The organism is Agromyces sp. Y575 (genome assembly GCF_059445445.1).
On record NZ_JCAIUI010000006.1, the window covers coordinates 110,183 to 130,614 of the forward strand.

The window sequence follows — 20,432 nt, forward strand, 5'->3', positions numbered from 1 at the left end:
CCAAGTCACACGTCGGGGCCCGAGGCCATCTCGAGCACCGGCCGCACCTCGACGAGGCCGAACTGCGCCTCGGGGAAGCGCGCTGCGATCTCGACGGCTCGCCCCTCGGTCTCGCAGTCGACGAGATAGAAGCCGGCGAGCAGCTCCTTCGTCTCGGCGAACGGACCGTCGCTCGCGACCGTGCCGTTGTCGTCATGCGTCACGCGCTTGGCGAGCGAGATGTCAGCGAGCGCCTCGCTCGCCACGAACTCCCCGCTCGCCGCGAGCTCCTCGCTGATGCGCTGGTAGTAGACGTAGCCCTCGGCCTGCTGCTCAGGCGTGAACTTGCTCCACACAGCACGCGACGCTGGGTTGCTGTAGATCTGGATCAGGTACTTCATCGGAATCGCTCCTTCGATCTGGGGAGTCAGAACCGCGCTCCCATCAGTATGTCGAGGCTGTGGGGCGATTCTCGACCGCAGCAAGCATCACCCGATTCGGGGGTTGACACCATCGTCGGAGGTGACGAGAGTTCGAACAGCGCTCCGGGGAGGCCGCGATGGGTGAGAAACCGACGACGTTCGGCATCGAGGAGGAATTCGTCTTCCTCGACCCCGAGACGCTGCGCCCGGCGGATGTCGCGGCGGGCGCGTTCCGCAGCCTCGCCGCGCAACCCGACTGGGAGCCGGTGACCCATCACGAGTTCCTCGCCGCGCAGGTCGAGCACGCCTCGGTGGTGTTCACCTCGATGGCCGACGCGCAGGCCGCGCTCGTCGGGTTCCGTCGGGAGCTCACGACGGAGGCGGTGCGGCTCGGCTCGGTCGTCGCGAGCGTCGGGGCACCGCCGGATGCGCTGCCGTTCCCGACTGTCACCGACCTGCCCCGATATCTCCGCATCGCGGACGACATGGGCGACGTCATCGCCGACCACCAGATCCAGGGCCTGCACGTGCACGTCGGCATCCCCGACCACGAAGCGGGCGTGCGCGCACTGAACGCGTCGCGCACCTGGCTGCCGCTCTTCTCCGCGTTGACCGGCAACTCGCCGATCTGGCGCGGGCACGACACCGGGTACGAGAGCTGGCGCAATGTCGCCCAGCGACGGTGGACGACCACCGGATGCCCGCCGGTCTTCCGTGACGGCGCCGACTACGACCGGCGACTCGAGCGACTCATCGGCATCGGCGGCATGAAGGACCGGGCGATCATCATGTGGAACGCCCGACTCTCCCCGAAACTGCCGACGATCGAGATCCGCGTCGCCGACGCACAGCTCGAGGCGTGGTCATCGGTACTCCTCGCTTCGCTCTGCCGCGCGCTCGTCGTGTCCGTCGTCGACGACGAGCTGGCGTGGGCGCACGCCGTGCAGCCGACCGCGAAATCGGCGCCCGGTCCGGAGCTGCTGAACGCCGCGCTGCTGCACTCCGCGCACACCGGCATCAGCGCGGAGGTGCTCGACCCGGTGCTCGGGGAGCTGCGCCCGACCGAGGAGACGTTGGAGCGGAGCATCCGACTGCTGCAACCGGCGCTCGAAGCGGCCGGTGACCTGGAGTTGGTGCGGGAAGGCATCGCGAGGCTGATGCGAGAGGGCACGGGCGCGGCGCGACAGCGAGCCGCGTTCAGGGAGAGCGGCAACGCGGGCCTGCGCTCGCTGTACGAGGAGACGTTCGCGCGTGAGAGCTGAGCCCGGTTGGCAAGAACCTGGTCAGCGGTGTCGGGCCCAGCGCGTTCAGATCCAGGTCTCGGACCAAGGACCCTTGAATCACACCGCATACAGATGCGACTATCTGTATGCACTTCGATGTGATAGTCAGGATGCCCTCGCGCGTCAAAGCGCATACAGTTAGTATTATGTGTATGCAATATGATGCAGAAAGGAGCTCACGATGAGCACGAAGCTCGACGCGATCGCGGCGGACACCTTCACCTTCACCGACGCACGCGACGCCGGACTACAGGTCAGAGACCTGCAGAAGCTCCTCGAACACCACCGGATCGAACGGGTCAGCCGCGGACGCTACCGGCGCACTGACGCGCCGTTCGCCGACCTGAATCTCATAGAGATCGCTACCCGAGCTCAGCGCGCAACAATCTGTCTCACTAGCGCGCTGGCACGCTACGACCTGATCGACGCGATCCCCGACAAGATCGACATCGCGCTCCCCCGCAACCGCCGCCACCCGAAGACAACAGCCGCAGTCCACTGGCACTCGTTCGACGCTCCGACGTTCGACATCGAACGTCGTGAGCAACCGATTGACGGCAGCGAATTGACCATCGGCATCTACAGCGCCGAACGGTCCATCATCGACGCGTTCCGGCTCCGAGGCTACGCCGGCTACGAGATCGCGACGGAGGCACTCCGAAACTGGCTCCGGCTTCGTGGATCACGTCCCGCGAAGCTCATCAGCATCGCCCGCCAGATCCCCCGATCCGAAGCCCCGCTTCGCCACGCCTTGGAGTTCTTGACGTGACGAGCGCAGCCAGCATCAGCGCCAAGCTGACCAACCTCGCACGCCAGCAACGCCGAAACTCCCACGAGACGCACGTGCTTTACGCGCTCGAACGGTTCCTTGACCGACTCGGCCGCACCGAGTACGCGGGCGACTTCGTCCTCAAAGGGGGCCTACTGCTGGCCGCCTACCGGCTCCGCCGCCCAACCAGAGATGCTGACCTGCAGGCGTTGAACTTTCAACTCGACGAAGAGCATCTACTTGCAGTCGTCGTCGCGGTCGCCGCGATCGACGACGAAGACGGGCTCGCAATCGACGCTGACGCAACGCGAGTGGTTCAGATCCGCGACGCCGACGCGTACACGGGCCTTCGAGTCACGGTGCCTGCAACTCTTCACCGCACATCGGTGTCGATCCAGCTCGACGTCAGCACTGGCGACCCGATCTGGCCGAAGCCGGAAATCGTCGAGCTCCCGCGGCTACTCGGCGGGACTCTCGAAGTTTTCGGACACCCCATCCCTACGGTCATCGCCGAAAAGTCCGTGACTATCTTGCAGCGTGGCACCACAAGCACCCGGTGGCGGGATTACGTGGACATCCGTGGATTCCAACGCACCCAGGAGTTCACAGCCGGTGACATCCGCGCCGCCGCGACAGCGGTCGCTCAGCATCGCGGATTCGACCTCGAACCGCTCGCCGACTACGTCGACGGGTACGGGGCGGTTCCAGGGATGCAGACCAAGTGGGACGCCTGGCGGCGCAAGGAAGCACTGCAAGAACGAACCGAAGCGGACCTCGACGACCAGTTGGCTGACATCGTCGCGTTCCTCGACCCGGTCTACTCCGGCGAAATGCCCGACACCGCCCGCTGGGACCCGGAAACGCAGACCTGGGCGGAGTAGCTCGTCCAACTTTGCGGGTGCGGGCAAATTGTGGGCAACTGGCCAATTCGGAGAAAGCCCCCGGCATCCCTCGCGAAAGCAGGGATCGCGGGAGCTTCCCGATGGCGGTACCGGGTGAGCTGAGCCCTACTCGCCGTTGGCCGTGCGCTTGCGCCTGGTGGCGAGACGGTGGCTCTCGGTGACCTCGTGCGTGCGGCGCAACGGCGTCGCCACGTCATCGTGCCTTCGCTGCGCGACCCGCACGAAGAGGAAGTCGACGAGCGCGAGCTGGGCGATGCGACTCGACATCGCGCCCATGCGGTAGGTCGACTCGCGTGCGCGGGTCATGAGCACGAATTCGGCGAGCTCGGCGATCGGCGACTCCGGCGAGTTGGTGATCGCCACGGTCGTCGCACCGGCGTCGCGGGCGGCGGAAAGGGCGTGGCTCGTTTCGGTGGTGAGTCCGGAGTGCGAGATGCCGATCGCGACATCCGTCGGCCTCCGAAGCGCCGCGGAGACCAGCGCGAGGTGGATGTCGACCGAGCAGAACGCGGAGATGCCGATACGGGTGAGCTTCTGCTGAAGGTCCTGAGCGGTGAGGCCGCTCGCGCCGAATCCATAGAGGTCGACGTGCCCCGCCGCGTCGATCGCCGACACCACGCCGTCGAGCACCGCGGTGTCGAGACCCGCGACCGTCTCCTCGATGGCGAGCACCTCCTGGAACGCGATCTTCGCGAGCACGTCGTCGGCCGAGTCATCCGGATTGATGTCGGAGTCGGCGAGACCGAACCGGTCGCGCCCGGCCGCCTCACGGCTCACCGCGCTCGCGACCTCCATGCGGAACTCGCGATACCCGCTGTAGCCGAGGGTCTGGCAGAAACGGGCGACGGTCGACAGCGAGGTACCGCAGACGCGCGCGAGGTCGTTGATCGTGAGCTCGACGACGAGCGTCGGGTCGGCGATGATCGCCTCGGCGACACGCGCCTCCGACGAGCTGAGGCGCGGCAGTGCTGCTCGCACGGCCGTGAGCACGTTCGCCGACATCACTGGGTCCCCGGTTCCTGCTGAGAATGTGCGCCCGCGTCCGCGGCCTGCCTTCCATCCTCGAGGATGCCACCCGGCTGTGCGGCGCGGGGAGCCACCCCAGTTCTGGTCACCGCGGCGGGTTGAGAGGGGGTGCCCACGCCTAGCCTTTGACGGCGCCGGCGACGAGGCCCGACGAGAGGCGACGCTGAACGATGATAAAGAAGATCATGACCGGCAGGGTGATGAGCGTCGATGCGGCCATGATGTAGCCCCATTCGTTGGAGTGCAGGCCGAAGAACGACTTCAGGCCGATCGCGACCGTGTAGTTCTCCGTCGCCCCGCCGAGCAGGGTCATCGCGAAGATGAACTCATTCCACGCCGTGATGAAGGAGAAGACGCTCGTTGCGACGAGGCCAGGCATCACGAGCGGCAGCATGACCGAACGGAACATGCGCCACCAGCTCGCGCCGTCGATGTAGGCGGCCTCTTCCAGCTCGACCGGTACGGCGGCGACGAAGCCGCGCAGCATCCAGATGCCGAACGGCAGCGAGAGCGCCACGTAGACGACCATCAGGCCGAGCAGCGTGTTCAGCAGGCCGAGGTCGCGCACCTGCACGAACAGCGGGATCACGAGTGCTTCGAGGGGCACCATCTGCACGACGAGGATCATGAGCAGCATTGCCGTGCGGAACTTGAACTTGAACCGGGCGACCGCGACCGAGGCGAGCAGTGCCACGATCGCACTCGCGAGCACGGTGACGACCGCCACGAGCGCCGAGTTGCGGAGGAAGACGTCGAAGCCGCCCTCGCTCAGCACGTAGGTGAAGTTGTCCCACGTGAACTCCTTGGGCACGAGCGACTGGCCGCCGCTCGACGCCTGCGCGTCGAACGCGCTCGAGACCATCCAGTACACCGGGAAGAGGGTGAAGAGCAGCAACGCGACGACGGCGATGATCTTGCCGATGTTGCGTGCGGGGGAACGCCGTCTCACAGCTGTTCCTCCTTGAAGAGCGTGCGGATGTAGACGACCGTGATGGCCAGCAGCACGATCGTGAGCAGCACCGCGAGCGCCGCGCCGAAGCCGTAGCGGTTCTGCCCGAACGACTCGACGTACGACCAGACGCCGAGGTTCAGCACCGATCGGTTCGAGCCCGCACCGCCCGGCATCAGGTAGACCTGCGCGAACACCTTGAAGTCCCAGATGGTCGACAGGATGATGACGACCGAGAAGACGGGCTTCAGCGTCGGGAAGATGATCTTCCAGAACCGTCGCCACGCGCCGGCGCCGTCCATCTCGGCGGCCTCGAGCATCTCTTTCGGCACGCCGAGCAGGCCCGCGAGAATCGTGATCGCCACGAACGGGAAGCCGTGGTGGATGACGTTCAAGAGCACGATGCCGTAGAACGACCACTGGTTCGTGAACCAGTTGTACGGCTCGTCCATGAGGCCCATCGCCATGAGCGTCGAGTTGACTATGCCCTTGTCGGCGTCGAAGATCCAGACCCACACGTAGGTGCCGGTGACCGCGGGCATCGCCCAGGCGATCATGATGGCGCTCGCAACGACGGTGCGCCACAAGGTGCCGAGCGAGGCGAGCAGCAGGGCGACGAGCGTGCCGACGATGACGGTGCCTGCGACGGATGCCACGGCGAAGCCCAGCGTGTTCGGTAGCACGACCGACCAGAGGGTCGGATTGGTGAACGCCTCGACGTAGTTGTCGAGGCCGATGAAGTTGGACTTGCCGCTGACGATCTCGCGCAGGCCGTAGTCCTGCAGCGAGAAGAGCACGACGCGGATGAGCGGCCACAGCATGAGGCCGCCGAGGATGAGGAGCGCGGGCGCGAGGAGCACCCACGGACGGGCTTTCGCCCAGGTCAGGAAACGGCGGCCGCGGGGGTCGCGGCCACCAACGCCGCCGGCCACGGATGCGGACGCCGGAGCGCCCTCACCCGTGACCGACAGCGTTGGTGCGAGGTTCGACAAATCAGATGCCTCGGTTGTTCCGGTCGCCTCAGTTGCCGTTCATGATGGTGTCCATCTCGGCAGCGGCATCCTTGGTCGCCTGCTCGACGGTCTTCTGACCGCTGAGGATGGCCTGCATCATGGTGTTCGTCGTCTGCTTGGCCTGCACCGCACCGAAGGTCGGGGTGACGGGCACGGATGCGCCGCCCTCGACCATCTGCTGGGCGAAGGGCTGCACGAGCGGGTCGGTCGAGGCGAGCGCGTCGTCCATGAGCGACTCGAGGCCCGGGAAGTATCCGGTCGAGTCGGCCCACTCGGCGGCGAACTCGCCCGTGGTCATGAGTTCGACGAAGGCGTACGCGAGTTCCTGGTTCTTCGAGGTGTTGAAGACCGACAGGTGCGAGCCGCCGAGCACCGACGGCGAGATGCCGTCTTCCTGACCGGGGATGACCGCTGCCGCGATCTTGCCTTCGAGGTCGGGAGCCTTCTCGACGAGCGCCTTCGGGGTCCACGAGCCGGAGAGCATCATGGCGACGCTGCCCTGCGTGAAGGCGTCGCGCGCGTCGGTCTCCTTCCACGTGGTCGCGCCGGCCGAGGAGAAGCCGTGCTTCAGTGCGAGGTCGGTGTAGAACTGGATGCCCTCCTGGGACTCCTTGCTCGCAAGGCCCGAGGTCCACTCGTCGCCGTCGAGCTCCGAGACCTCGCCGCCGGCGCCCCAGACCCACGGGTACACACCGAACTCGGCGTTGCCGGGAACCGCGAATGCGAGCATCTCGGGGTGAGCCGCCTTGATGGCCTCGCCGGCCGAGACGATCTCGTCCCAGCTGGTCGGCGCCTCGAGGCCGAGCTCGTCGAAGACGTCGGCGCGATAGACGATCGAGCGCACGCCGGCGTACCACGGCATGCCGTAGAGGTCGCCGTCGTAGGTGCCGGCGACCTCGAGGCCATCGACGAGGTCGCCTTGCAGGCCGTCTTCGGCGGCGACGAATTCGGTGAGCGGGGCGAGCGCGCCGGCGTCGGCGAACTCGGCGGTCCACGTGGTGCCGGTCTCGGCGACGTCGGGGGTGGTGCCGCCCGCGATCGACGTGACGAAGCGGTCGTGGGCATCGGCCCACTGCACGTACTCGACCTCGAGGGTCGCACCGGTCTCTTCGGTGAATGCCTCGCCGACCTTCTCGAAGAAGGGCTCGGAGTCGGGGTTGGTGCCCTCCATGATCCAGACGGTGAGGGTCTCGCCCTTCGCGTCGATCGGGCCGTCGTCGGCGGCAGGGGTCTCGCCGCTGGAGCAGGCTGCCAGCGCGAACATGGCGGTGATGCCGAGTGCCGCGACCGGGAGGAAGCGCTTGTTCATAGGGGTGTCTCCTCATTGAAACGTTGGTGGCACTCACGCGCCGACCGGGAATATGAAACGGACGATGAACCTGAAACAGAACTCACTCTGGAAGTAGTATTCGGGAATGGTGGCCAGTTTGCAAGAAACTTCCGAACGTTCGGAATGGGTCCTCGGCGTCGACATCGGCGGCACCGGGAGCAGGGCTGCGCTCGAGCCGGCGGCGGCCACCACCGGTGCCGGTTCCAGCGGTGCAGTCGGCAGTGCTGCCGGCACCGCACGACGCCTGCTCGAGGGGCCGCCGGTCGCGATCACGCCGAGTGGCAGCACGGCGCTCTCGGTCGCCGGTTCGCTCATCGAGCGGGCTCGCGAAGGGTGGCCGGATGCCTCGATCACCGCGGTCGGAATCGGTGCCACCGGTCTCGCCTCCCTCGTCGCTTCGCCCGCCACATCGGTCGCAGCGTTGCGCGATGCCGCCGGCGGGGCCCAGATCGCGCTCGCCATCGATGCGTTGACCGCTCATCTCGGCGCGCTCGGCGGCCGCCCGGGCGCGGTCGTCGCCGTGGGCACCGGCGCCATCGCGATCGGCACCGACCTGCACGAGATTTGGCGGCGGGTCGGCGGCTGGGGCCACCTGTACGACGACCGCGGTTCGGGCGCGTGGATCGGCATCGAGGGCCTGAAGGCGGCGATCCTGACTCATGACGGTGTGACGACGGATGCCGCGGCACTCCTCTCAGCGGCCGAGTCGCGCTTCGGCCCGGCGCCGGGTTGGCCCGCGCAGCTCTATACGCGCGACGACCGCGGCTCGGTGCTCGCGGGCTTCGCAACGGATGTCGCGGGCCTCGCCTCGGTCGGCGACGCAGCGTCGACCCGCATCATGTCGGATGCCGGTGCGCTCGTCGCCGGCACCCTCGCCGCCGCACTCGACCCCGCGCTGGCCGAGCCGAGGCTCGCCGCCGGTACCGGTGGCGTGTTCGCCGCGGGCGGGGCGTTCGTCTCGGCGTTCGAGGCGGAATTCGCCCGCCTCGCGCCCGACGCCTCCCTCGTGCCCGCAGCCGGTGGACCGCTCGATGGCGCCGTGCGGCTGGCCCGGCTCGTGGCTCGAGGCGAGGTGCCCGCGGGGCATCCGCCGTTCCTCTGGCGCTGAGCGGGTCAGTGCGGGTTCCCATGGGCGGGGCCCCTGTGCTGGATCCTGAGTCGTCCGGTCCCCCACACGCACATCCCCCCGGCGCCCGGCGCACTCAGGCGCGCGCGAGCAGCGCGGCAATGTCCGCTCCGCGCGGCAGCACCCCGTACTGCCCGCCGCCCTCGCCGCCGAGCCGCGTGCGGACGAACGCGTCCGAGACCGGACCCGGCGCGTACCGCAGCATGAGCGACGCCTGCAGCACCAACGCGAGCCGCTCGGTCAGTTCACGCGCACGAGCCGCGGCGGCCGCGACATCCGTCATCGCAAGCTCACGCACGAGCGTGTGCACCCCGGCGAGCGCCGCATCGAACGTCGGCGACTCGCCCGCCGCCAACCCGACCTCGGCGAAGAATGCCTCGAACGCCTCGGGTTCACGCGCGAGCACGCGCAGCACATCGAGCGCGATGACATTGCCCGAGCCCTCCCAGATCGCGAGCAGCGGTTGCTCGCGATAGCGGCGCGCAAGCGGGAACGCCTCGGTGTATCCGTTCCCGCCGAGGCACTCGAGCGCTTCGGCGGCATGGCCGGGGCCGCGCTTGCAGATCCAGTACTTCGAGACCGCGGTCGCCAGGCGACGGAACGCCTGCTCCGCACCGCCGCTCGAATCAGGCACCGTCGCGTCGTCGTCGGCGTCGTATGCTCGTGCGAGCCGCATCGACGTGAGCGTGGCCGCTTCCGACTCGAGCGCGAGATCGGCGATGACCGCCGCCATCGCCGGCTGGTCGACGAGCAACGACCCGAACGCAGTGCGATGCCGCACATGCCAAGCCGCCTCTGCAACCGACTGGCGCATGCCCGCCGCAGACCCGATCACGCAATCGAGCCGGGTGCGCGTCACCATCTGCACGATCGTCGCGACGCCGCGACCCTCCTCCCCCACGAGCCATCCCGTCGTTGCATCGAGCTCGATCTCGGCCGACGCATTCGAACGGTTGCCGAGCTTGTCCTTCAGCCGCTGGATGCGGAACACGTTCCGCGATGCGTCGGGCAGCACTCGCGGCACGAAGAAGCAGCTCAGCCCGTGCGGAGTCTGCGCGAGCACGAGGAACGCGTCACTCATCGGTGCGCTGCAGAACCACTTGTGGCCCGTGAGGCCGTACTCCTCGCCCCAGCCCGACGCGCCACCGCGCCGCTCGGCGCGCGTCGTGTTCGCGCGCACATCGGATCCGCCCTGCTTCTCGGTCATCGCCATGCCGATGAGCGCCGAAGCCTTGCCCGCCGCGAGCACGGGGTCGTACGAGCGGCTCAGCAGCCGCGGCATCCATTCATCGCGAAGGCCGGATGCCGCGAGCTCGAGGGTCGGCACCGCCGCATGCGTCATCGACACCGGGCAGGCATGGCCGGGCTCGACCTGCGCGAAGAGGAAGAACGCCGCCGCCCGGTCGACGTTCGCGCCCGGTCCCGGATTCGCCGCGGCACTCGTGTGCGCGCCCGCACCCACGGCCGCCGCGATCACTCGGTGATATGCGTCGTCGTACTCGACCTCGTCGATGCGCCGACCCCAGCGATCGTGCGTCTGCAGTACCGGAGGGCGGGTGTTCGCGCGCTCCGCGTCTCGCTGGAATGCCGGCGAGGCGACGAGCCTCCCGGCCTCGGCGAGCGCGGTGCGAGCGGACGCCGCGGCATCCCCGTCAGGTGACGAACCGCGAGCGCCCGGGGCATGCGTGCCGCCTCGCCCCCACCGCGCCACCGATTCGGCGAGCGGCACGTTCGACGAGTACTCGTCGACCGCTTCGCGCGGCGGCACCTGGTTCTCGACCTCGTGCGTGTTGATCATCGTCGGCCTCCGCCGCCCATTCTCGCCGGTCGGCGGCCGCGCCGCCGTTCCATCGGGGCGCCGTGATCGGCCGGCCCAACGTGCGTGCGTCGAAGCGCTGGTCGCCGCAGATTTCGCCCTCGGTGAACGCAGGCGACAGATCGCCGGTGGCGCTTGCGTCTCGTCACGCGCCATGTGAGGCTAAAACGCTGCAATGTCGTACGGGGGTGCGATCGTGCAGATCGAGCGAGGGGCATGGGTGCCCCGGCTGATGCGGTGCGCGCACGAACGCGCCACGGCAGGCAGTGTCCGCTCGGTTCACTGACTCCTCGCGATGGAGACGCAATGCTCGGAAAAATCCTCGTCCGCTACCTCAAACCATACAAATGGCTGCTCCTCGGTGTGCTGGTGTTCCAGTTCATCTCCGCCTTGGCGAGCCTCTACCTGCCGAGCCTGACCGCCGACATCATCGATAAGGGTGTCTCGACAGGCGATACCGCGTACATCTGGTCGACCGGCACGTTCATGCTCGCGATCTCGCTCGCACAGATCATCGCGGCGATCGTCGCCACCTACTTCGCGGCAAAGGCTGCGATGCGCCTCGGTCGCGACATCCGCAACGACGTGTTCGACAAGGTCAGTGCGTTCTCGGAGCGCGAAGTGTCGCAGTTCGGCCCCGGCTCCCTCATCACCCGCAACACGAACGATGTGCAGCAGGTGCAGATGCTCGCCATGACCGGCGCGACGATGCTCGTGAGCGCGCCGCTGCTCGCGATCGGCGGCATCATCATGGCGCTGCGGCAGGACCTCGGCCTCAGTTGGCTGATCGGGAGCGCGGTGCTCGTGATCCTCGTCGTCGCCGTCTTCGTGATCAGCCGCATGGTGCCGCTGTTCCGCAGCTTCCAGACCAAGCTCGATGCCGTGAACCGAGTGCTGCGCGAGCAGCTCACCGGCATCCGCGTCGTGCGGGCGTTCGTGCGTGAGGACATCGAGGAGGAGCGCTTCCGTGGAGCGAACACCGAGATCATGGTCGTCGGCCGCCGTGTCGGCACGCTCTTCATCACGCTGTTCCCGTTCTTCATGCTCGTGCTCAACGTCACCGTCATCGGCGTGATCTGGTTCGGCGCGATCGAGGTCGACGCGGGCAACGTGCAGATCGGCACGCTCTTCGCGTTCATGCAGTACGTCGGCATCATCCTCGGCGGCGTGCTCATGGCCGCCTTCACGACGATCATGATCCCGCGCGCCGCGGTGTCGGGCGAGCGCATCGGCGAGGTGCTCGCGAGCGAATCGACCCTCACCCGGCCCGCCGTGCCGGTGACGCAGTTCCCCGAGACGGGCTCGGTGGAGTACCGCGACGTCGAGTTCGCCTACCCGGGTGCTCAGCACCCCGTGCTCGAAGGCATTTCGTTCCGCGCCGATCGGGGTGAGACCGTGGCGATCGTCGGCTCGACCGGTGCAGGCAAGACGACGCTCGTCTCGCTCATCCCGCGGCTCTTCGACGCGACGGGCGGCTCAGTGCTCGTCAACGGCGTCGACGTGCGCGAGGCCGACCTCGACCGGCTGTGGGCGACGATCGGTCTCGTGCCGCAGCGCCCATTCCTGTTCGCCGGCACCGTCGCATCCAACCTGCGATTCGGTCGCGAGGAGGCCACAGACGAGGAGCTCTGGAAGGCGCTCGAGATCGCGCAGGGTCGCGACTTCGTCGCCGAGATGGAGGGCGGCCTCAACGCCCGCATCGCTCAGGGCGGCACGAACGTCTCGGGGGGCCAGCGCCAGCGCCTCGCGATCGCACGGGCGATCGTGCACATCCCCGACATCCTCGTCTTCGACGACTCGTTCTCGGCACTCGACCTCACGACCGATGCGAGATTGCGGCAGGCGCTCTGGCGGGAGTTGCCCGAGGTCACGAAGATCGTCGTCGCGCAGCGCGTGTCGACGATCACCGATGCCGACCGCATCATCGTGCTCGACGACGGCAGCATGGTCGGCATCGGCACGCACGAGGAACTCCTCGAAACGTGCGGAACCTACCGCCAGATCGTCGAATCGCAGCTCGGAGTGGAGGCACAGGCATGAGCACCGACACCAATGACCAGCAGCCCCGCCGTGGACGCGGGGCGGGGCGTGGGGCCGGCAAGGGCGGCGCCCACGGCGCCGCTCGCACCGCCGACCCGAAAGAGATGACCGAAGAGGAGCGCATCGAGTTCGAGCTCGCCGAGCAGGGACGCCTGAACTCGGGCGACTGGGACAGCCTCGCGCCTGGCAAGGCCGCGAACTTCGGCGCGAGCTTCCGCCGCCTGCTGGGGCTGCTGGCCCCGTGGAAGTGGTCGTTCGCCTTCGTCTCGCTGCTCGGCGCGCTCGGCGTCGTGCTCACGGTCATCGCACCGAAACTGCTCGCCGAGGCGACGAACATCATCTTCGATGGCTTCATCTCGCTGCAGCTGCCGGCGGGCGTCAGCCAGGAGCAGGTCGTCGAGCAGCTTCGGTCCTCGGGCCAGACCGATCTCGCCAACATCGTCGGCGCGGCAACCCTGACGCCGGGCGAAGGCATCGACTTCGTCGCGCTCAGCCAGATCGTGATTCTCGTGCTCGCGCTGTATCTCGTCGCCTCCGTGCTCTCGTGGGTGCAGGGGTACGTCATCAACATCATCATGGTGCGCGCGATGTGGCGCCTGCGCGAAGACGTCGAGGCCAAGGTGCACCGCCTGCCGCTAAGCTACTTCGACAAGACGCAGCGCGGCGAGCTCATCTCGAGAGTCACGAACGATATCGACAACATCACGCAGACGATGCAGCAGTCGCTCTCGAGCGCGCTCACGAGCGTGCTCACCGTGATCGGCGTGCTCGTCATGATGTTCTCGATCTCGTGGCAGCTCGCCCTTGTGACGCTCATCTCGCTGCCGCTCATGGCCGTCATCTTCGGCTTGATCGGACCGAAGTCGCAGGCCGCGTTCGGTGTGCAGTGGAAGAAGGTCGGCCGTCTGAACGCTCGCGTCGAGGAGTCGTTCTCGGGGCACGCGCTCGTCAAGGTGTTCGGCCGCGAACGCGACGCGAGCGAGAAGTTCCGGGCCGAGAACGAGGAGCTCTACGAGGCCGCGTTCAAGGCGCAGTTCCTCTCGGGCACCATCATGCCCGGCATGATGTTCATCGGAAACCTGACCTATGTCGGCATCGCAGTGCTCGGCGGCCTCATGGTCGCGAGTGGGCAGCTGCGCCTCGGTGATGTGCAGGCGTTCATCCAGTACTCGCAGCAGTTCACGCAGCCGCTCTCGCAGCTCGGCGGCATGGCGGCGGTCGTGCAGTCCGGCACCGCGTCGGCCGAGCGGGTCTTCGAACTGCTCGACGCTGAGGAGCAGGGGCCCGACGCGGCCGATGCGCCGACTCCGGTCGACGGCGACGGCACCATCGAGTTCGAGAACGTCTCGTTCTCGTACACGCCGGAGCGGCCGCTCATCCGCGACCTGTCGTTCAAGGTCGAGCCCGGGCAGACGGTCGCGATCGTGGGCCCGACCGGTGCAGGGAAGACGACGCTCGTCAACCTCATCATGCGGTTCTACGAGCTCGATAGCGGGCGCATCCTGCTCGACGGTCAAGACATCGCCAAGCTGACCCGGCACGACGTGCGTGTACGCACCGGCATGGTGTTGCAGGACCCGTGGCTGTTCGCGGGCACCATTCGCGAGAACATCCAGTACGGACGCCAGACGGCGACCGACGAGGAGATCCTCGACGCGGCCCGCGCCACGTACGTCGACCGCTTCGTGCACTCGCTGCCCGACGGCTACGACACCGTGCTCGATGAGGAGGCGTCGAACGTCTCAGCCGGCGAGAAGCAGCTCATCACGATCGCGCGCGCGTTCGTGGCGCGGCCGTCGGTGCTGATCCTCGACGAGGCAACCTCGTCGGTGGACACCCGCACCGAGCTGCTCGTGCAGCACGCGATGGCGGCCCTTCGCCAGGGCCGCACCTCGTTCGTGATCGCGCACCGTCTCTCGACGATCCGCGACGCCGACCTCATCCTCGTGATGGAGCACGGTGACATCGTCGAGAAGGGCACGCACGACGAGCTCATCGCGGCGAAGGGTGCGTACTACCGCCTCTACAACTCGCAGTTCGAGCAGGCGGCGAGCGACCTCGACGCCGAACTCGGCGAGTTGCAGGCCGGCGACACGACGCAGCCCCCACCTCGCCCGCTCGAAGAGGTCATCGAGGATGCGGCAGAGGCCGAGCTCGAACTGTAGTCGCGCTGCCTCGCAGGTGAACGAGCGGATGTCCCGGATTCGGGGCATCCGCTCGTTCGTCATTCAAGGGCGCAGGCGGGCCGGCTCCGCGAGAGGATGGGAGCGTGACGATCCTGCCCCAGCCCGTGCGCCCCTGGCGACTGTGGCTCGTGTGGGGTGTCGGCGTCGCCGCCTACGTGGTCTCGATCACGAACCGCACCTCGCTGTCAGCGGTCGGCGTCGACGCTGCGGTCCGATTCGACGCGGATGCCTCGGTGCTCTCCCTCTTCGCCGTCGTGCAGCTGTTCGTCTACGGCGCGATGCAGATCCCGGTGGGGTTGCTGCTCGACCGCTTCGGCGCACGACCGATCATCACCATCGGCATGTTCGTCATGGCCACCGGTCAACTCGTGATGGCCTTCGCACCCGACGTCGGCACGGCGATCTTCGCCCGAATGCTGCTGGGCGCCGGCGACGCGGCGATCTTCCCGAGCGTGCTGCGCGTCGTCGCCGTGTGGTTCCCCGAGCGGCAGGCGCCGTTCCTCGTGCAGCTCACCGGCATCGTCGGCCAGAGCGGCCAGCTGCTCGCGATCCTGCCGATCGCAGCCCTGCTGCACGCGACGAGCTGGACCATCGCGTTCGGCAGCCTCGCCGGACTCGGCGTGCTCTTCACCGTGCTGACCTTCGCCGTCATCCGCAACCGACCACCGGGCCGCGACTCCGACGTGAGCGTCGATACCGCCACCGGCGCCATGCACGCGGTGACCTCGTCGGCCGACCTGCGGCAGGGTTTCCGCGAATCGTGGGCGCACCCGGCGACCCGGCTCGCGTTCTGGTCGCACTTCACGGCGCCGTTCTCGGGCACCGCGTTCATCCTGCTGTGGGGCTTCCCGTTCCTCACGGTCGGCGAGGGCCTTTCTGCGGCGATGGCCTCGCTGATCTTCAGCGTCTACGTCGTCGCCGGCATGGTGGTCGGCCCGGTGATCGGCGCGCTGTCGAGTCGGCATCCGATGCGGCGATCGCGGATGCTCGTGCTGCCGATCATCGCCGTCCAGGTGGTCGCGTGGCTCGCCGTCATCCTCTGGCCCGGCTCGGCACCGTTGTGGCTGCTCTTCGTGCTCGCCTTGGCGCTCAGCACGGGCGGCCCCGCTTCGATGATCGGCTTCGATCACGCCCGCACCTACAACCCGCGCCATCGACTCAGCACGGCCACCGGCATCGTGAACGTCGGCGGGTTCCTCGCCGCCCTTCTCGCGATCCTGTTCATCGGCATCGCCATGGACGCGCAGGGCGCAGGCACCCCCGACACGTACAGCTCCGAGGCGTTCCGTCTCGCCTTCCTCACTCAGCTGCCGCTGTGGGCGATCGGCGCGGGCTTCATCGTCTTCGAGCGCAAGCGCACCCGCGTGCACCTCGGCCTCGACGAGCCGCGCACGCGCCGTCGCGATCGCCGCGACGGCTGAGGCCCGATCAGCCGAGGCCCGAGCGCCCCCAGGTGGGGAAGTCGCTCGGGCCTCAGCACGATCACCGGGTCATCCGGCGTCCGTCATCAGGGGCGGCCACCGACCGGCCAGCCGGGCCAGTCGTACCCGCCCCCGCCGTGCCCGCCACCGCCGTGGCCGCCACCACCACCGTGGCCGCCACCACCGTGGCCGCCACCACCGTGCCCGCCGCCGCCGTGTCCACCGCCCTTCTTCGCGGCCGTCGCCTCGAACGCCCGCACGATCTCCTGGCTGAAGGTCGCGCCTGCGGCATCCGTCGCCGTCACTCGCAGGTCGACCCACGCGCCCGCGTCGGGCACGTCGATCTCGGCGGCGTAGGCCGTGACGACGTCACGCCCCTCGGGGAAGAGCGAGAGGAACTCCCCTGACGGCTCGTCGACCATGGTGTCGGCGGAGGTGACGTCGAGTTCGACCGCCTGCCAGTCGCCCCCGTCGACGCGCGCCTCGAGCGTCGCGTCGGTGATGGCTGCGATGCCGGATGCCCCGGCGAGGTGCCCGAGCTCGAGGTCGAGCTTCACCGGTGCACCCGCCTTGCGGCCGGCGCCGGCCTTGCCCGAGTCGTCGAGTTCGACGTCGTAGAACGCCTGCAGCATCGGCAGCAGCTGGGTGGTGTAGTCGCCCGCCGTTCCGGCGGACCGGAAGGTCCACTCGGTCGTGGTCGACGTCGACGAGGCGAGGTATGTGCCGTCGTGCGTCGCGGTGTTCACCACGCGCCACTCGGACTCGCCGTCGGGCAGCCCCCAGACGCTGACCCCCTGGTACGGCCCCGAGCCCGCAAGCTCGCCGTCGACGTACACCTCGGTGAATTGCGCACGGTCGACGGCGCCCGAGAACACGTCGAACGTGCCGGTGCGCTCGGCGCTCGCCCCATCGGCCCACGACGGCAGGTTCACCTGCACGTTGTCGCCCGAGCGGTTCGGCGCCCAGTAGCCGGGGCCGACGTAGGGCCGCACGATCGCGCCGAAGTAGCTCGTCTCGAGCTTCTGGCCGGGCTCGTAGGCACGCTTGACGTCCCGCACCTGCCATCCGGCGTCGACGACCGTGGCGTCCTGATACCACTCGACCTGGTCGGTGTTCACCCATTCGGTGCGCTCGAGACCGCGCGTCGTGCGCATCGGGTAGCCCGATCCGTACTCCACGCCGGGCACGAAGTCCCACCGGAACTCGGCGACGAGCGAAGGTTCGCCGTAGTACGTCGTGTCGATACGGGTCAGCCCGCGTGGGCGGTAGTCGAGGTCTTCGGGCACATTGCCGTCGCTGTAGCGGGCGATGTCCCAGACCTCGTCGGCGTCCACGATGCCTTCGCCCGTGACGGTGACCTTCTTCTGTGCGATCGCTTCGAGCACCCGGCGGCCCTGCACGCCGCTGATCGCGGCGACGGGGATGGCGGTGTCGCTGACGTAGTCCTCGGAGCCGACCCATTCGCTGAGCTCGCCGTCACCGTCGTTGACGGTCAGCAGCAGCGCAGCGCCCGCTGCGACCGCGTTCGCCGATCGCGCCGGGGCCGAGACGGTGTCGGAGCGGGTCACGACCGCGACCTTGCCGGCCACGTCGACCGCGGCGAACTCCTCGGCACTACCGAGTCCCACGTCGACGGCGCCGGCGCGGATCTTGCCGTCGAGCAGGGTCGATCCGACCTGCGGGATGAGGTCGAGCCGCTCCTTGCCGGCCTTCAGCGAGAGGGTCGGCTGCTGCAGCCGCCACCGGGTCGTGAAGTCGAAGCTCTCCGCCTCGGTCGCCTCCAGTGGTTGGGCGTACAGCTCGTCGACCCACACGGGTGCCAACACGCTGCCGGTGAAGCCGTCGACCTTGTAGTCCATGCGACGCACGGTGGCCTCGAGCCCGTCTTCGCCGACGTCGACGGTCACGGGCTTCGTGGCCCGGGCGTCGAACGCGACCGTCGCTGCGCCATCGAGCACGACGTCGGGGTCGCCGACGAGCGCGATCGTCTGGGTGTCGGCCTCACGGGCGACGTCCATGAACGACATCACCGAGTAGAGCCCGGCCGGCAGTCGCAGCGTGGTCTCGCCCGCGACGCCGAAGGAGGTGTACCAACCGGTCTCGGCGTTCCAGATCCATCCGTAGGTCTCGAGCGGTTCGCCGTCGAAGTCGGTCGCCGTGACGGTGAGGTCGTAGCGTTCGGCTTCGGCGATGATGCCGAGCGCCGTGCGGGTGACCGCGTCGCCGTCGACCGCCGCCGTCAGCACGCCCGAGAGCTGCGCTCCCGCGGGCACCTTCGCCGGGTCGGCCGTGAGGGTGACCGCCTTGGTCTCACCCGCGGCGAGCGTGAGCGAGTCGGCGTCCATCGTGAGCACGTCGGATGCCGCTGCGGCCGCGCGGCCCGGTTCGAGGCCACCGCCACCCGCGCCGGGTGTGGTGTCGGTGAGCGTCGCGGTCAGTCCGATCGTCGCCTCGGCGTCGCCGCGGTTCGTGTACTCGATCGTGCGAGTCACGGGGGCAGCGTCTTCGCCCCACGACAGCATGCCGAAGTCGCCGGAACCGGATGCCACGATGTCGGCCTCGATCGCGGTCGCCACGTCGACCACGCCGGCGCCGACCTGGTAGGGCGTGAGCCCGACATCCGTCGCCGTGCTGACGAGCGCGGCCCGCAGTTGCGCGGCCGTGTACTCGGGATGCTGCTGCTTCACGATCGCCGCAGCGCCCGCGACGTGCGGGGTCGCCATCGAGGTGCCGCTCATGCCGATGTAGGAGCCTTCACCGGGGCTGTCGGCCGAGCGGGCGGCGGTCACATCGTTGCCGGGGCCGGCGAGGTCGGGCTTCAGCGCACCGGAGCCCACGAGCGGGCCCTGGCTCGAGAACCACGACAGGGCGCCGGTCGGGTCGTCGACCGAGCCGATCGTGAGTGCGCTCGCGGCGGAGCCGGGCGAGCCGATCGTCTCGGGCGCCGTGGAGTTGCCCGCGGCGACGATGAAGAGCGCGTCGGTCTCGGCCGAGATCTCGTTGAGCGCTTGGGACATGAGGTCGGTGCCGTCGTCGCCGTAGCGGGTGCCGAGGCTCATCGAGACGATGTCGGCGCGCTCGCCGGCCCACTCCATGGCGGAGATGATCCACGAGTCCTGGCCTTCACCGGCGGCGCCGCTCAATACCTTGCCGATGAGGAGGTCGGCGCCGTCGGCGACGCCGCGGTGGGTGCCGCCGCTCGCGGCGCCGGTGCCGGCGATCGTCGAGGCGACGTGCGTGCCGTGGCCGTTGACGTCGTCGGAGACCGCTTCGCCGGGCACGAAGCTCGTCGAGTCGGCGAGCACCCGGCCCGCGAGGTCGGGGTGGGTGTCGTCGTAGCCCGTGTCGAGCACCGCGACCGTCACACCGTCGCCGGTGTAGCCGGCCGCCCACGCCTCGGGCGCTCCGATGTAGGGAACGCTCGAGTCGAGCGTCGCCTGCACCTTGCCGTCGAGGTGGATCGCCTCGATGCCGCCGCCGAGGCTGACGGCGCCGTCGGCCCCGTCGGCTCCTTCGGCGCTGAAGCTGCGGGCATCGGATGCCGCGACATCCGTCAGCGCCGCCCAGGTCGATTCGGCGCTCGCGTGGTCGGCCGTCGCCGCGGCGCCGCCGATGCTCGCGAGCGGGGTGCCGATCTCGACACCCGGTGTGGGGGCGGCGAAGCTGCGCGCCGCCGCGCCGTCGTCGTCGAGCTCGAGGATCACGGGGGTCGCGTCGACCGAGGCGTCGTCGTAGCCGTACTCGATGAGCCGGGTGACGTTGAAGAGGTCGCGGTCGACGACGCCGGCCGTGATGAACGGCAGCGCGCCGCGCGGCAGCACGTGCAGTTCGCCGTCGACGTCGAGGGTCTGGAACCCCTCGCCGGGGTCCACGGGGTCGATCTCGACCGCGTGGGTGCCGCCGGCGAGGTCGGTCACGGTGACCCGGTCGCCGGTGATGAGGGTGACGGTGTGCGATCCGCCTGCGGGAGCGGGTGCCGCGGCCGCGACGGCCGGTGGCGGTGTGCCGCCACCGGTCGGATCGGCACCGGCGGGGAGTGCGGCTGCGCCGACTCCGGCGACGCCGATCGCGAGGCCGCTGATGGCGGCGGCGATCGATCGGCGCCGTGGTGCGGATGGTCTGATGCTTCGTGGCATAGGGATACCTCTCACGCGTACGAACTGGCTTGGC

14 protein-coding genes are annotated in these 20,432 nt (G+C 68.7%); 7 read left to right on the forward strand and 7 right to left on the reverse strand.

Features of this window, described 5'->3' with window-relative positions:
• Nucleotides 1-5: 5 nt before the first annotated feature.
• On the reverse strand, nt 6-380 hold the full coding sequence (locus tag AC1C2U_RS19190) for a YciI family protein (protein WP_495363376.1): 375 nt from the start codon (nt 378-380) through the stop codon (nt 6-8).
• Between the two features lie 158 nt (nt 381-538).
• Between AC1C2U_RS19190 and AC1C2U_RS19195 the strand changes: the two genes are divergently transcribed.
• From AC1C2U_RS19195 to AC1C2U_RS19205, 3 genes are all read left to right on the forward strand, one after another.
• Complete coding sequence (locus tag AC1C2U_RS19195; RefSeq protein WP_495363377.1) at nt 539-1,663, forward strand: carboxylate-amine ligase; 1,125 nt, start codon at nt 539-541, stop codon at nt 1,661-1,663.
• A 202-nt stretch (nt 1,664-1,865) separates the two neighbouring features.
• The gene (locus AC1C2U_RS19200; RefSeq protein ID WP_495363378.1) at nt 1,866-2,453 is read left to right on the forward strand and encodes a type IV toxin-antitoxin system AbiEi family antitoxin domain-containing protein; all 588 of its coding nucleotides are present in this window, start codon (nt 1,866-1,868) and stop codon (nt 2,451-2,453) included.
• Nucleotides 2,450-3,334, forward strand: a complete 885-nt coding sequence (locus AC1C2U_RS19205) for a nucleotidyl transferase AbiEii/AbiGii toxin family protein (protein ID WP_495363379.1) — start codon at nt 2,450-2,452, stop codon at nt 3,332-3,334. The genes AC1C2U_RS19200 and AC1C2U_RS19205 overlap by 4 nt, the downstream gene beginning before the upstream one ends.
• A 126-nt stretch (nt 3,335-3,460) precedes the next feature.
• Here the strand turns inward: AC1C2U_RS19205 and AC1C2U_RS19210 are convergent, their stop codons facing one another.
• From AC1C2U_RS19210 to AC1C2U_RS19225, 4 genes are all read right to left on the reverse strand, one after another.
• On the reverse strand, nt 3,461-4,357 hold the full coding sequence (locus AC1C2U_RS19210; RefSeq protein ID WP_495363380.1) for a MurR/RpiR family transcriptional regulator: 897 nt from the start codon (nt 4,355-4,357) through the stop codon (nt 3,461-3,463).
• 142 nt (nt 4,358-4,499) lie between these two features.
• Nucleotides 4,500-5,330, reverse strand: a complete 831-nt coding sequence (locus AC1C2U_RS19215) for a carbohydrate ABC transporter permease (RefSeq protein ID WP_495352701.1) — start codon at nt 5,328-5,330, stop codon at nt 4,500-4,502.
• Nucleotides 5,327-6,322 (reverse strand): carbohydrate ABC transporter permease, encoded by a 996-nt coding sequence (locus AC1C2U_RS19220; RefSeq protein WP_495363381.1) that lies wholly within the window; start codon nt 6,320-6,322, stop codon nt 5,327-5,329. Before AC1C2U_RS19220 ends, AC1C2U_RS19215 begins: the two co-directional genes overlap by 4 nt.
• A 28-nt stretch (nt 6,323-6,350) precedes the next feature.
• A complete protein-coding gene (locus tag AC1C2U_RS19225) occupies nt 6,351-7,652 on the reverse strand; it encodes a sugar ABC transporter substrate-binding protein (RefSeq protein ID WP_495363382.1) in 1,302 nt (433 codons plus the stop codon).
• 106 nt (nt 7,653-7,758) lie between these two features.
• Between AC1C2U_RS19225 and AC1C2U_RS19230 the strand changes: the two genes are divergently transcribed.
• Nucleotides 7,759-8,781, forward strand: coding sequence for an N-acetylglucosamine kinase (locus AC1C2U_RS19230; RefSeq protein ID WP_495363383.1), 1,023 nt, complete (start codon nt 7,759-7,761; stop codon nt 8,779-8,781).
• A 94-nt stretch (nt 8,782-8,875) separates the two neighbouring features.
• On the opposite strand, the gene AC1C2U_RS19235 is transcribed toward AC1C2U_RS19230, so the two are convergent.
• Complete coding sequence (locus tag AC1C2U_RS19235; RefSeq protein ID WP_495363384.1) at nt 8,876-10,597, reverse strand: acyl-CoA dehydrogenase family protein; 1,722 nt, start codon at nt 10,595-10,597, stop codon at nt 8,876-8,878.
• 324 nt (nt 10,598-10,921) lie between these two features.
• Here AC1C2U_RS19235 and AC1C2U_RS19240 point away from each other — a divergent pair, with 324 nt between their 5' ends.
• The 3 genes from AC1C2U_RS19240 to AC1C2U_RS19250 all read left to right on the forward strand — a co-directional run bounded on the left by AC1C2U_RS19240 (nt 10,922) and on the right by AC1C2U_RS19250 (nt 16,262).
• Nucleotides 10,922-12,655: an ABC transporter ATP-binding protein gene (locus tag AC1C2U_RS19240; RefSeq protein WP_495363385.1), complete on the forward strand. Its 1,734-nt coding sequence runs from the start codon at nt 10,922-10,924 to the stop codon at nt 12,653-12,655.
• A 104-nt stretch (nt 12,656-12,759) separates the two neighbouring features.
• Nucleotides 12,760-14,820, forward strand: coding sequence for an ABC transporter ATP-binding protein (locus AC1C2U_RS19245; protein ID WP_495363409.1), 2,061 nt, complete (start codon nt 12,760-12,762; stop codon nt 14,818-14,820).
• Nucleotides 14,821-14,924: 104 nt separating this feature from the next.
• Nucleotides 14,925-16,262: an MFS transporter gene (locus AC1C2U_RS19250; RefSeq protein WP_495363386.1), complete on the forward strand. Its 1,338-nt coding sequence runs from the start codon at nt 14,925-14,927 to the stop codon at nt 16,260-16,262.
• Between the two features lie 86 nt (nt 16,263-16,348).
• On the opposite strand, the gene AC1C2U_RS19255 is transcribed toward AC1C2U_RS19250, so the two are convergent.
• Nucleotides 16,349-20,398: a S8 family peptidase gene (locus AC1C2U_RS19255; protein WP_495363387.1), complete on the reverse strand. Its 4,050-nt coding sequence runs from the start codon at nt 20,396-20,398 to the stop codon at nt 16,349-16,351.
• Nucleotides 20,399-20,432 lie beyond the last annotated feature (34 nt).

Bases quoted from the DNA above. Each gene is read 5' to 3' on its own strand.
- AC1C2U_RS19190 (WP_495363376.1), bottom strand. From the start codon at position 380: ATGAAGTACCTGATCCAGATCTACAGCAACCCAGCGTCGCGTGCTGTG.
- AC1C2U_RS19195 (WP_495363377.1), top strand. From the start codon at position 539: ATGGGTGAGAAACCGACGACGTTCGGCATCGAGGAGGAATTCGTCTTC.
- AC1C2U_RS19200 (WP_495363378.1), top strand. From the start codon at position 1,866: ATGAGCACGAAGCTCGACGCGATCGCGGCGGACACCTTCACCTTCACC.
- AC1C2U_RS19210 (WP_495363380.1), bottom strand. From the start codon at position 4,357: ATGTCGGCGAACGTGCTCACGGCCGTGCGAGCAGCACTGCCGCGCCTC.
- AC1C2U_RS19225 (WP_495363382.1), bottom strand. From the start codon at position 7,652: ATGAACAAGCGCTTCCTCCCGGTCGCGGCACTCGGCATCACCGCCATG.
- AC1C2U_RS19230 (WP_495363383.1), top strand. From the start codon at position 7,759: ATGGTGGCCAGTTTGCAAGAAACTTCCGAACGTTCGGAATGGGTCCTC.
- AC1C2U_RS19235 (WP_495363384.1), bottom strand. From the start codon at position 10,597: ATGATCAACACGCACGAGGTCGAGAACCAGGTGCCGCCGCGCGAAGCG.
- AC1C2U_RS19240 (WP_495363385.1), top strand. From the start codon at position 10,922: ATGCTCGGAAAAATCCTCGTCCGCTACCTCAAACCATACAAATGGCTG.
- AC1C2U_RS19245 (WP_495363409.1), top strand. From the start codon at position 12,760: ATGACCGAAGAGGAGCGCATCGAGTTCGAGCTCGCCGAGCAGGGACGC.
- AC1C2U_RS19255 (WP_495363387.1), bottom strand. From the start codon at position 20,398: ATGCCACGAAGCATCAGACCATCCGCACCACGGCGCCGATCGATCGCC.